Genomic DNA, 12,554 nt, shown 5'->3' on the forward strand with positions numbered 1-12,554 from the left:
GTCGAGAGTATCGAATCAATGCCGCACATTTTGATCGTCGAAGACGAAACAATTATCCGCTCCGCCTTGCGCCGCCTGCTGGAACGCAACCAGTACCAGGTCAGCGAAGCCGGTTCAGTGCAGGAAGCACAAGAACGCTTCACCATTCCTACGTTCGATCTGATCGTCAGCGATCTGCGTCTTCCGGGCGCGCCGGGCACCGAGCTGATCAAGCTTGGCCAAGGCACACCGGTGCTGATCATGACCAGTTACGCCAGCCTGCGCTCGGCGGTCGACTCGATGAAGATGGGCGCGGTGGACTACATCGCCAAGCCTTTCGACCACGATGAAATGCTTCAGGCTGTCGCGCGGATCCTGCGTGATCGCCAATCGGCCCCGGCTGCCGGCGAACCGGTTGCCAGCAAACCGGCCAATGGCAGCGGCAAATCCGCCGTCGACAACAGCAACGGCGAGATCGGCATCATCGGCTCATGCCCGCCGATGCAGGATCTTTACAGCAAGATCCGCAAAGTCGCGCCGACTGATTCCAACGTATTGATTCAGGGCGAATCCGGCACCGGTAAAGAGCTGGTGGCCCGCGCCCTGCACAATCTGTCGAAACGCGCCAAGGCACCGATGATCTCGGTGAACTGCGCAGCCATTCCGGAAAGCCTGATCGAGTCCGAACTGTTCGGTCACGAGAAAGGCGCGTTCACTGGCGCCAGCGCCGGGCGTGCCGGTCTGGTCGAAGCGGCGGACGGCGGCACCTTGTTCCTCGACGAAATCGGTGAGCTGCCACTGGAAGCTCAGGCCCGCCTGCTCCGTGTGTTGCAGGAAGGCGAGATTCGCCGCGTGGGTTCCGTACAGTCGCAGAAAGTCGATGTACGCCTGATCGCAGCGACTCACCGTGACTTGAAGAGCCTGGCGAAAATCGGCCAGTTCCGTGAAGACCTTTATTACCGTCTGCACGTGATTGCGTTGAAACTCCCAGCCCTGCGTGAGCGCGGCGCCGACGTCAACGAAATCGCCACTGCCTTCCTCGCTCGCCAGAGCGCGCGCATCAACCGTACCGACCTGAAATTTGCCGCGGATGCCGAACAGGCGATCCGTCATTATTCCTGGCCGGGTAACGTGCGTGAGCTGGAGAACGCGGTCGAGCGCGCGGTGATTCTGAGCGAGAGCCCGGAAATCTCCGCCGACCTGCTGGGCATCGACATAGAACTGAGCGATCTGGAAGACGACGAGTTCATCGGCCTGCCGCCACAGACGGCGGGTAGCGCCAGTAACAGCAGCCATGAGCCCACCGAAGACCTGTCGCTGGAAGACTACTTCCAGCACTTCGTCCTTGAGCATCAGGACCACATGACCGAGACCGAACTGGCGCGCAAACTGGGCGTCAGCCGTAAATGCCTGTGGGAACGCCGCCAGCGTCTGGGCATTCCGCGGCGCAAGACCGGGGTCGCCAGCGAGAGCTGAACGTTACCTGTCGAGTGTGCGGGTAACGCATGAAGATGTGAAAAAACTGTTACCTCAGTCGATTCACGTAACAGAAGCCGGGGTTATCGGTAACGAAACCCCGGCTTTTTTTCGCCCCGACAAAACGGTTATATCGACCTAACCCCTTGTTTTATTGGGTTTCGCAAAAGTTGGCACGCCCCCTGCTATATGTTTGGTACAAGAACAATAACAAGCAATGCACAAGACAATAAAAATAAGACGAATCGACTCACGCACAATAAAAACAAGACGGCGAGAGGCGCAGCTAACTGATTCTTTTGGAGAGGCGTTGTATTTGGGGCTTGCCCCACGACCAGGCCGAGAACAACAAAAACTGTCCTAAGACAGAGCCTGTACTGGTTGGATCGAGAGATCACTGCAATTCAGCGACCAAAGCAATCCGTTTGCTCTTGGCTCCCGATTGGGAGGGTCACGAAGGAAAAGCTTCGTGGCGAGGGCACTCAACAAAAACAAGAAGCCCGAATCAATAATAAAAAGAGCACGCAACTACTTCTTGGGGAGCTTCGGCTCCCCTTGTAGTTTCTCCCTTCTGTAAAAAACTCTCTATTTACCCCCGCTTCACCCTTGTAGCTTGCGGCTTTCAGCTCGAAACTGCTGTCTCCTACACCATCCCCCGACTAAATGCTAGAATCTGCGCCCATCATGCGGTCATTCTTTGGTATGGCCGAACATTCCTTCAAACAGTGCATCCCATGCTGAAGAAGTTGTTCCAGTCATTCCGAACTCCCGTGCGTCGTACGCAACACATCCGCAGCACCCCTGAAGTGCTCAACAGCGGCCAACATTCGCTGCAGAAAACGCAATTCAGCCGCTATGCGGTGAATATCGTCGAACGCCTGCAAGGTGCCGGTTACCAGGCTTATCTGGTCGGCGGTTGCGTGCGTGACATGCTGCTGGGCATCACGCCCAAGGATTTCGACGTCGCCACCAGCGCCACGCCCGAGCAAGTCCGCGCCGAATTCCGCAATGCGCGAATCATCGGTCGTCGCTTCAAACTGGTGCACATCCATTTCGGTCGCGAAATCATCGAAGTCGCGACCTTCCGCGCCAATCACCCGGTCAACGAAGACGACGAAGACAGCAACCAGTCTTCGCGTAACGAGAGCGGGCGAATTCTGCGCGACAACGTTTACGGCACCCTGGAAGAAGACGCGCAACGCCGCGACTTCACCATCAACGCCCTGTATTACGATCCGGTCAGCGAGCGCATCCTCGACTACGCCAACGGCGTACACGACATCCGCAATCACCTGATCCGCCTGATCGGCGATCCAAAGCAGCGCTATCAGGAAGACCCGGTGCGCATGCTGCGCGCCGTGCGTTTCGCCGCCAAGCTCAACTTCGGCATCGAGAAGCACACCGTGCAGCCGATCCGCGAGCTGGCGCCGATGCTGCGCGAGATTCCGTCAGCGCGCTTGTTCGAGGAAGTGCTAAAGCTGTTCCTCTCGGGACACGGTGCGATCACCTTTGAAATGCTGGTCGATCTGCAACTGTTTGCACCGCTGTTCCCGGCCAGTGCCGATGCGCTGGAACACAACCCGGAATACACCCACACGCTGATCAGCGAAGCGCTGACCAACACCGACCTGCGCATCAAGCAGAACAAACCGGTGACCCCGGCGTTCCTGTTTGCCGCGCTGTTGTGGCCAGCCCTGCCGGCGCGTGTATTGCGTCTGCAGGAACGTGGCATGCCGCCGATTCCGGCGATGCAGGAAGGCGCCCACGAACTGATCGCCGAACAGTGCCAGCGCATCGCGATTCCAAAGCGCTTCACCATGCCGATCCGCGAGATCTGGGACATGCAGGAGCGCCTGCCACGTCGCAGCGGCAAACGTGCCGACCTGTTGCTGGACAATCCGCGCTTCCGCGCCGGTTACGACTTCCTGCTGCTGCGTGAAAGCGCCGGCGAAGAGACCGATGGCCTGGGCGAATGGTGGACGGACTATCAGGACGCCAACGACAGCGAACGTCGCGACATGATCCGCGACCTCAGCGGCAAGGGTGATGACGCCAGCGGCGCGCCACGCAAACGTCGCCGCAGCGGTGGTTCCAAGCGCAAACGCGCCGGTGCCCCGAGCGCTTCGACCGGCGAGTAACGGTATGGAACGCATCTACATCGGCATGGGCAGCAACCTCGCTGACCCAGCCGAACAATTGCGCAGCGCCGTCGAGGCGCTGGGGCAATTGCCGCAGACCTCCCTCGCCGGCGTTTCCGCCTTCTATCAAAGTGATTCCCTGTTGCCAGGCCAACCGCGTTACACCAACGCGGTGGCGGCGCTCGACAGCTCGCTCGCACCGCTTGAATTGCTCGATGCCTTGCAAGCAATCGAGAACGATCAAGGTCGTGAACGGCTGGAGCGCTGGGGCCCGCGCACGCTGGATCTGGATATTCTGCTGTTTGGTGATCGACTGATCGACGAGCCCCGCCTGAAAGTCCCGCATTACCAGATTCAGGAGCGCGCGTTCGTCCTGTATCCCCTTGCCGAACTGGCACCGCCGGATCTCCATCTGCCCGATGGCCGCACCCTTCCCGATCTGCTGGCAGCCTGCCCGTTCGTCGGTCTGGAACGCCTCCCTCACGCCTGACACAATTCCGCCCTTTGTAGGAGCTGCGGAACGCTGCGATCTTTTGATCTTCAAAACCAAGATCAAAAGATCGCAGCGTTCCGCAGCTCCTACAGGGAACAGCATTTTACCCTCAGGATTTTGTCGGACAAAAAATCGTCGAATCAGCCCCGCCGCACCGCTGAATCGCATCAGTAACGCCGGTAACACTCCCCTCGTAACATTGCGGTAACACACGCAATTGACTTCCTGTTGGCTCATCACGACTATAGGCGTCCCGCTGCCGCCAACCCGGCACACACGGGCGCAATCCAGGCCTTATAAGCACGACAAAAGAGCGTGCGCCTGAGTAGATGAAGAATCACGCGCGTTACTCGCAGTAGTTTCCAGAGCGCCTGAACGAGGATTTTTTACATGCCAGCCATCACCCTGACCACGCTCCAGAGCCTCAAGCAGAAAGGTGAAAAGATCACCATGCTGACCTGCTATGACGCGACCTTCGCCCACGCCTGTAATGAGGCCGGTGTCGAAGTGCTGCTGGTGGGCGACTCCCTCGGCATGGTCCTGCAAGGTCACGACAGCACATTGCCGGTGACCACCGCAGAAATGGCCTACCACACCGCGTGCGTCAAACGCGGCAACACCGACGCCCTGATCCTGGCCGACCTGCCGTTCATGGCTAACGCCACGCTCGAACAAACCATGACCAACAGCGCCATGCTGATGCAGGCCGGCGCGCACATGGTCAAGGTTGAAGGTCAGCTGTGGCTGGCGGAGTCGATCCGTCTGCTCGCCGAACGCGGTGTACCGGTCTGCGCGCACATGGGCCTGACCCCGCAAGCGGTGAACATTCTCGGCGGGTATAAAGTGCAGGGCCGCAACGAGAACCAGGCGCGGCAGATGCGTGCCGATGCGATCTCGCTGGAACAGGCCGGCGCCGCCATGCTGCTGCTGGAGTGCGTACCGAGTGAGCTGGCCGCTGAAATCAGCCAGGCCGTGAAGATTCCGGTGATCGGTATCGGTGCCGGTAACGCCACCGACGGTCAGGTGCTGGTATTGCACGACATGCTGGGCCTGTCGATCACTGGCCGCGTACCAAAGTTCGTGAAGAACTTCATGCACGGTCAGGACAGCATCCAGTCCGCGCTGAAGGCTTACGTCAACGAAGTCAAAGCCACCACGTTCCCGGGCATCGAACACGGATTCTCTGCATGAACACCGTTAAAACCGTACGCGAACTGCGCGCTGCTGTCGCCCGCGCCCGTAGCGAAGGCAAGCGCATCGGCTTTGTGCCGACCATGGGCAACCTGCACAGCGGCCACGTCGCGCTGATCACCAAAGCCACGCAACGTGTGGATTTTGTGGTCGCGAGCATTTTCGTCAACCCACTGCAATTCGGCGCTGGCGAAGACCTCGACAAGTACCCGCGCACCTTGGCGGCGGATCAGGAGAAACTCCTCGAAGCCGGTTGCTCCCTGCTGTTTGCGCCAACCGTCGAGGAAATGTACCCCGACGGCATGGCCGGGCAGACCCGGGTCAGCGTGCCACAACTCTCCGAAGGCCTGTGCGGCGCCAGCCGTCCGGGGCACTTCGAAGGTGTGGCGACCGTAGTCAGCAAGCTGTTCAACATGGTCCAGCCGGATCTGGCGATTTTCGGCCAGAAGGATTACCAGCAACTGGCGGTGATCCGTGCCCTGGTGCATGACCTGAACATGCCGATACAGATCATCGGTGAACCGACTGTCCGCGCCGCCGACGGCCTGGCGCTGTCGTCGCGCAATGGCTTCCTCAGCGAGGAACAACGCGCGGTGGCTCCGGTGGTCTATCGCTCGCTGAGCAACATTGCCGAGTCGATCAAGCAAGGCGAGCGTGATTTCCCGGCGCTGATCAGCGCCCAGTTGCAACAGCTGGAAGCCGCAGGCCTGCGTCCGGATTATCTGGAAATTCGCCATGCCCTGACCTTGCGTCCGGCGACGGCTGAAGACCGTGATCTGGTGATTCTCGTGGCCGCGTTCCTTGGCACCACGCGGTTGATCGACAATCTGCACCTGAACCTCGATAGCCCGGTTTAACAGCAAAATCAAAAGATCGCAGCCTGCGATAGCTCCTACATAACCTGTAGGTGCTGCCGCAGGCTGCGATCTTTTGCGTTGAATTGCCGCTTATAAAGCCTTCGCGCACACTGCCGGCCGTTCGATTCCAACCCGGGAAGTTCAGCCTGCCTCAGCGCCCCCTCCCCTCCGTTTGTCGGCCACTCCCTGTATTAAATGTTAAAAAAGTACAGGGATCTGGTCAGACAAAGTCAAGACAGAACGCAGCGCGAGGTTTACTGTATTCGCCCTGTGTCCAGAAATCGTGTCGACGCAGTTGGCCCCACGCCCAAACATGGCGTGCCGAGGCTGTTCCGTGTTCAAAAGGCCGTTCAAGTAAAAAGGAAAACCGCAGCGATGGCGTACTACCGCACTCCTCACGACGTTACCGCTCTGCCCGCCTGGCAAGCGTTGAAAGATCACCGCCAAGCCATGCAGGATTTCAGCATGCGCGAAGCCTTCAACGCCGATCCGCAGCGCTTCAATCAGTTCACCCTCAGCAGCTGCGGCCTGTTTCTCGATTATTCGAAGAATTTGATCAACGCCGAGACCCGCAATCTGCTGGTGGGTTTGGCCAATGAAGTCGATCTGAAGGGCGCGATCAAAGCGCTGTTCGACGGCGAAATCGTCAACGCCTCCGAAGGTCGCCCGGCACTGCACACCGCCCTGCGCCGCCCGGTCGGCGACAAGTTGTCGGTCAACGGCGTCAACGTGATGCCGGAAGTCCACAAAGTGTTGAACCAGATCACCGATCTGGTCGGCCGCATCCACGACGGTCTGTGGCGCGGCTACACCGAGAAGCCGATCACTGACGTGGTCAACATCGGCATCGGTGGCTCGTTCCTCGGCCCTGAGCTGGTTTCCGAAGCGCTGCTGTCCTACGCGCAGAAAGGCGTGCGTTGCCACTATCTGGCGAACATCGACGGCAGTGAGTTCCACGAGCTGACGCAGAAACTGCGCGCCGAGACCACGCTGTTCATCGTTTCGTCGAAATCCTTCAACACCCTCGAAACCCTGAAGAATGCTCAGGCCGCACGCGCCTGGTACTTGGCACAGGGTGGTTCGGAAGCCGAGCTGTATCGTCACTTCATCGCCGTATCGAGCAACAACGCGGCAGCCGTGGCGTTCGGTATCCGTGAAGAAAACATCTTCCCGATGTGGGACTGGGTTGGTGGTCGTTACTCGCTGTGGTCGGCCATCGGTTTGCCGATTGCCCTGGCCATCGGCATGTCCAACTTCAAGGAACTGCTGTCCGGTGCCTACACCATGGACCAGCATTTCCAGACGGCGCCGTTCGAACAGAACATGCCGGTGCTGCTGGCCCTGCTCGGCGTGTGGTACGGCAACTTCTGGGGCGCGCAAAGTCACGCGATCCTGCCGTACGACCATTACCTGCGCAACATCACCAAGCACTTGCAACAGCTGGACATGGAATCCAACGGCAAGAGCGTGCGCCAGGACGGCACCTCGGTGTCGACCGACACCGGTCCAGTGATCTGGGGCGGCGTTGGCTGCAACGGTCAGCACGCTTACCACCAGTTGCTGCACCAAGGCACCCAACTGATCCCGGCCGACTTCATCGTACCGATCGTCAGCTTCAACCCGGTTTCCGACCACCATCAATGGCTGTACGCCAACTGCCTGTCGCAGAGCCAGGCGCTGATGCTCGGCAAGACCCTGCCGGAAGCCGAGCAGGAGTTGCGCGACAAAGGCGTAAGCGAGGACCAGGTGCACAAACTCGCGCCGCACAAGGTGATCCCGGGCAACCGTCCGAGCAACACCCTTGTGGTTGAACGCATCAGCCCGCGTCGTCTCGGCGCACTGGTGGCGATGTATGAGCACAAAGTGTTCGTACAGAGCGTGGTCTGGGGCATCAACGCCTTTGACCAGTGGGGCGTGGAATTGGGCAAGGAGTTGGGCAAAGGCGTGTACAACCGTCTGGTTGGCAGCGACGAAACCACTGCCGACGACCCTTCCACCCAGGGCCTGATCAACTACTTCCGCGGTCGTCACCGCGGGTGATGTGAATGGGTTGCCCACAATTCCAGTGGGCAACCCATATCCAATGTGGGAGCGAGCCTCCTCGCGAATGCGGTGTGTCATTCAGCATCTTTGTTGACTGACACACCGCATTCGCGAGCAGGCTCGCTCCCACAGTTGTTTTACACATGACTTGAACCTCGGCATCGCTCGGCGCATCTTTATTCTTCGCACAACAAGAATAAGGAACCGTCATGTTCGATATCAGCACGTTCCCCAAAGCCGATGCCGTCCGCCGGGCTGCTCAGTTGAGTCAGGAAGACTATCGGCGCCTGTACCGCGAATCCATTGAACACCCCGACTCCTTCTGGGCCGAACAGGCCACGCGCTTCCTCGACTGGAGCACGCCGTGGCAAACCGTTCAGCGCTATGACCTGAAAACCGGTGAAGCCGCCTGGTTTGCCGGGGGCAAACTGAACGTCAGCTACAACTGCATCGACCGCCACCTCGAACAACGCGGCGAGCAGACCGCCCTGCTCTGGGAAGGCGACGACCCTGCCGAATCGGCGCAAATCACCTACAAAAAACTCCATCACCATGTCTGCCGACTGGCCAACGTGCTGAAAAGCCGTGGTGTGAAGAAAGGCGACCGGGTCTGCATCTACATGCCGATGATCCCCGAAGCCGCGTACGCCATGCTCGCCTGCACGCGGATCGGCGCGGTCCATTCGGTGGTGTTCGGCGGATTCTCCCCCGATTCCTTGCGTGATCGCATTCTCGATGCCGACTGCCGCACGGTGATCACCGCCGATGAAGGCGTGCGCGGCGGCAAATTCGTGCCGCTGAAACAGAATGTCGACAAAGCCCTGCAGAGTTGCCCGGACGTCAGCACCGTCGTAGTGGTCGAACGCAGCCAAGGCCAAGTCGACTGGGTTGAGGGCCGCGACCTCTGGTATCACCAGGCCGTGCGCGACGTCAGCGACGATTGCCCGCCGGAGCCGATGGACGCCGAAGACCCGCTGTTCATCCTCTACACCTCGGGCAGCACCGGTAAACCCAAAGGCGTGCTGCACACCACCGGTGGCTATCTGCTGCAAGCGGCGATGACCTTCAAATACGTGCTCGATTACCGCCACGGCGAAGTGTTCTGGTGCACCGCCGATGTCGGCTGGGTTACCGGCCACAGTTACATTGTCTACGGCCCGCTGGCCAATGGCGCGACCACGTTGATGTTCGAAGGCGTGCCGAGCTACCCGAGCAGTTCGCGCTTCTGGCAGGTGATCGATAAACACAAGGTCAACATCTTCTACACCGCGCCCACCGCCCTGCGCGCATTGATGCGTGAAGGTGCCGAGCCATTGAAGGAAACGTCGCGCGCCAGCCTCAGATTACTCGGCAGCGTCGGTGAGCCGATCAACCCGGAAGCGTGGGAATGGTATTTCAACGTCGTAGGAGAACAGCGCTGCCCCATCGTCGATACCTGGTGGCAGACCGAAACCGGCGGCATCATGCTCAGCCCGCTGGTCAGCGCGCAGCGGATCAAACCGGGTTGTGCCACGCAGCCGATGTTCGGCGTGCAACCGGTGCTGCTTGACGAGCAAGGCAAGGAAATCAAAGGCGCCGGCAGTGGCGTGCTGGCGATCAAATCCAGTTGGCCGGCGCAGATCCGCAGCGTCTATGGCGACCCGCAGCGAATGGTCGACACCTATTTCAAACCCTACCCCGGCTACTACTTCACCGGCGACGGCGCGCGTCGCGATGAGGACGGCGATTACTGGATCACCGGTCGCATCGACGACGTGATCAACGTCTCCGGCCACCGCATCGGCACCGCCGAAGTCGAAAGCGCATTGGTCCTGCACGACAGCATCGCCGAAGCCGCCGTGGTCGGTTACCCGCACGACGTCAAAGGTCAGGGTATCTACGCCTTCGTCACGCCAATGAACGGCGCCGAACCGAATGACGAGTTGAAGAAAGAACTGCTGGCCCACGTCAGCAAGGAGATCGGCAGCTTCGCCAAACCGGACCTGATCCAATGGGCGCCAGCCTTGCCGAAAACCCGTTCAGGCAAGATCATGCGGCGCATCCTGCGCAAGATCGCCTGCAACGAACTCGACAGCCTCGGCGACACCTCGACCCTGGCCGACCCGAGCGTGGTGCAAGGCCTGATCGACAAGCGTCTCAACCAGTAACATCCCGGGTGCGGCCAACTGGTCGCGCCCGCCCTTCTTCACTGAGTGGTCATGGAATTCATCCGCAGCCGTATCGAACAGCAACTCATGAGCCTGACCGGGCTGTCTCTCGGCCAACTTGACCTGGAAAATCCCAAGGGCGATCCCGGCCTGTTCGGCCCCGACTCGGTCAGTTGGCAGGTGCACGGCGATTTCAGCAGCATGTTGATCGGCGGCATCAGCGCGCTGTTGCTGCAAGCGCTGCATCCATTGGCGTTGGCTGGGGTTTGGGATCATTCGAATTTTCGTCAAGACATGCTCGGGCGCTTGCGCCGTACCAGTCAGTTTGTCTCCGGTACCACGTTTGGCTCGCGCCGCGACGCCGACTGGCTGATCGAGAAAGTCCGCACTATCCACCTGCAAGTGGTCGGCACCGCGCCGGATGGCCGGCCCTACGCGGCGAGCGATCCGGATTTGCTGACGTGGGTGCATGTGGCCGAGGTCAGCAATTTTCTGGCGGCGCATTTGCGCTATCGCAATCCACAGTTGTCGGTGGCCGATCAGGATCGCTATTACGCAGAGATTGCTGTGGTGGCTGAACGTCTGGGCGCGCGGGACGTGCCGAAATCGCGACAAGCGGTCGCCGACTATCTGCATCGCATGCGCCCGCAGTTGCTCTGCGATGGGCGCAGCCGTGAAGTCTTGCGCCTGTTGCTCGCGGCACCAGCACCCAGTGTTCTGGCGCGACCATTTGGCGATTTGATGATGAAGGCTGGCATTGATCTGTTGCCGGAATGGGCCAGTGACATGCTCGATGTGCGGCAGAGTTCGCTGCAACGCCAACTGATTCGTGCCAGCGTCAGACGCAGCGCGCCGATGCTGCGCTGGGCGATGCGCAATGGTTCGGTGCAACGGGCCAAACGGCGGATGGGGCTGCTTCGCTGACGCTCAGAGCTGCAAGCTGCAAGCTGCAAGCTGCAAGCTGCAAGCTGCAAGTTTTGAGCTTGACGCTTGAAGCTTGGAGCTTGCAGCTCAGTAACTGTTAAACTCCCGCGCCCCTATTCTCTCCAGCAAGGCGCCCGCATGTCTTCCTTGAATCAGGCGCTGCGCGCCGCCCTCGATCAACGCCAGGATCTGCTGGCCGAGTTGCACCGCCAGGGCACCGATTGCTATCGCCTGTTCCATGGCAGCCAGGAAGGTGCCGGCGGTCTGACTATCGATCGCTACGGCCCACAATTGCTGGTGCAGAGCTTTCACCAGACGCTGGAGCGAGACGACCTGCTGCAACTGCACGCCATGGTCAACCAGACGCTGGGCTTCGACTCCCTGCTGGTCTACAACGACCGCTCCCGTGGCAACTCGCGGATCGACCGTGAAGACAGCGTTTACAAAGCCGATGAGGCTGCGCTGGCCGATCTCGTTGGCCACGAATGGGGCTTGAATTACCGCGTGCGCGGGCGTCACGCCGGGCAGGACCCGCTGCTGTTCCTCGACTTGCGCAACACCCGTGGCTGGGTCAAGGAGCACGCCAAAGGCAAATCCGTGCTCAACCTGTTCGCCTACACCTGCGGCGTTGGCCTCAGTGCTGCTGCCGGTGGTGCCAGTGAAGTGTGCAATCTGGATTTCGCTGAAGGCAATCTGGCGGTCGGTCGCGAAAACGGCCTGCTCAACCCGCAATTGCCCGAGATGCAATTTATCCAGTCCGATTACTTCCCGGCGATCCGCCAGCTCGCCGGGCTGCCGATCAGTCAGCGACGCGGGCAGAAACTGCCGAGCTATCAGCGTCTGGAACAGCGTCAATACGATCTGGTCCTGCTGGATCCGCCGGCCTGGGCGAAGAGCGCTTTCGGCACCGTCGACCTGCTGCGCGACTATCAGAGCCTGCTCAAACCGGCCCTGCTGACCACCGCCGACAACGGCGTGCTGATCTGCTGCAACAACCTGGCGAAGGTCAGCATGGATGACTGGCGCGAGCAGGTGCTGCGCTGCGCCGAGAAGGCGGGCCGGCCAGTGCGCGAGTGGAGCGTGATGACCCCGGGCGCGGACTTTCCGTCCATGGATCAACAGCCGCCGCTGAAAACCCTGATCCTGCAGCTATAAACAACCCTGTGGGAGCTGGCTTGCCAGCGATTGCGGTGCGTCAGTCAACAAAGTCGTCGACTGGTATGCCCTCATCGCTGGCAAGCCAGCTCCCACATGGGTTCTGTGTTTTGAGAAGAATCTGAATAATCCTGTCCCACACCGGGCACTT

Annotated in this window: 9 protein-coding genes; all 9 read left to right on the forward strand. The window is 60.0% G+C overall.

From position 1 onward, the window contains the following. Window positions 1-18 precede the first annotated feature (18 nt). The 9 genes from AC3Y64_RS23785 (at window position 19) to AC3Y64_RS23825 (ending at window position 12,403) form a co-directional block, all read left to right on the forward strand. The gene (locus AC3Y64_RS23785; RefSeq protein ID WP_158956935.1) at window positions 19-1,455 is read left to right on the forward strand and encodes a sigma-54-dependent transcriptional regulator; all 1,437 of its coding nucleotides are present in this window, start codon (window positions 19-21) and stop codon (window positions 1,453-1,455) included. 734 nt (window positions 1,456-2,189) lie between these two features. Beyond that, the gene (locus AC3Y64_RS23790; RefSeq protein ID WP_127929804.1) at window positions 2,190-3,593 is read left to right on the forward strand and encodes a polynucleotide adenylyltransferase PcnB; all 1,404 of its coding nucleotides are present in this window, start codon (window positions 2,190-2,192) and stop codon (window positions 3,591-3,593) included. Between the two features lie 4 nt (window positions 3,594-3,597). Beyond that, on the forward strand, window positions 3,598-4,083 hold the full coding sequence (gene folK / locus AC3Y64_RS23795; protein ID WP_489985447.1) for a 2-amino-4-hydroxy-6-hydroxymethyldihydropteridine diphosphokinase: 486 nt from the start codon (window positions 3,598-3,600) through the stop codon (window positions 4,081-4,083). Window positions 4,084-4,476: 393 nt separating this feature from the next. Continuing rightward, window positions 4,477-5,277 (forward strand): 3-methyl-2-oxobutanoate hydroxymethyltransferase, encoded by an 801-nt coding sequence (gene panB, locus AC3Y64_RS23800; RefSeq protein WP_093434905.1) that lies wholly within the window; start codon window positions 4,477-4,479, stop codon window positions 5,275-5,277. Further along, window positions 5,274-6,134: a pantoate--beta-alanine ligase gene (gene panC, locus AC3Y64_RS23805; RefSeq protein WP_489985448.1), complete on the forward strand. Its 861-nt coding sequence runs from the start codon at window positions 5,274-5,276 to the stop codon at window positions 6,132-6,134. Before panB ends, panC begins: the two co-directional genes overlap by 4 nt. 375 nt (window positions 6,135-6,509) lie before the next feature. Then, window positions 6,510-8,174 carry a glucose-6-phosphate isomerase gene (gene pgi / locus AC3Y64_RS23810; protein ID WP_489985449.1) on the forward strand — a complete coding sequence of 555 codons (1,665 nt, stop codon included), beginning with the start codon at window positions 6,510-6,512 and terminating at the stop codon, window positions 8,172-8,174. A gap of 212 nt (window positions 8,175-8,386) precedes the next feature. Then, a complete protein-coding gene (gene acs / locus AC3Y64_RS23815) occupies window positions 8,387-10,324 on the forward strand; it encodes an acetate--CoA ligase (RefSeq protein ID WP_489985450.1) in 1,938 nt (645 codons plus the stop codon). Window positions 10,325-10,375: 51 nt separating this feature from the next. Continuing rightward, window positions 10,376-11,248 (forward strand): oxygenase MpaB family protein, encoded by an 873-nt coding sequence (locus AC3Y64_RS23820; RefSeq protein ID WP_489985451.1) that lies wholly within the window; start codon window positions 10,376-10,378, stop codon window positions 11,246-11,248. Between the two features lie 138 nt (window positions 11,249-11,386). Then, entirely contained in the window at window positions 11,387-12,403 is a 1,017-nt protein-coding gene (locus tag AC3Y64_RS23825) for a class I SAM-dependent rRNA methyltransferase (protein ID WP_489985452.1), read from the forward strand. Window positions 12,404-12,554: the final 151 nt, after the last annotated feature.

Source organism: Pseudomonas sp. 4CAES_32.4, assembly GCF_058136335.1.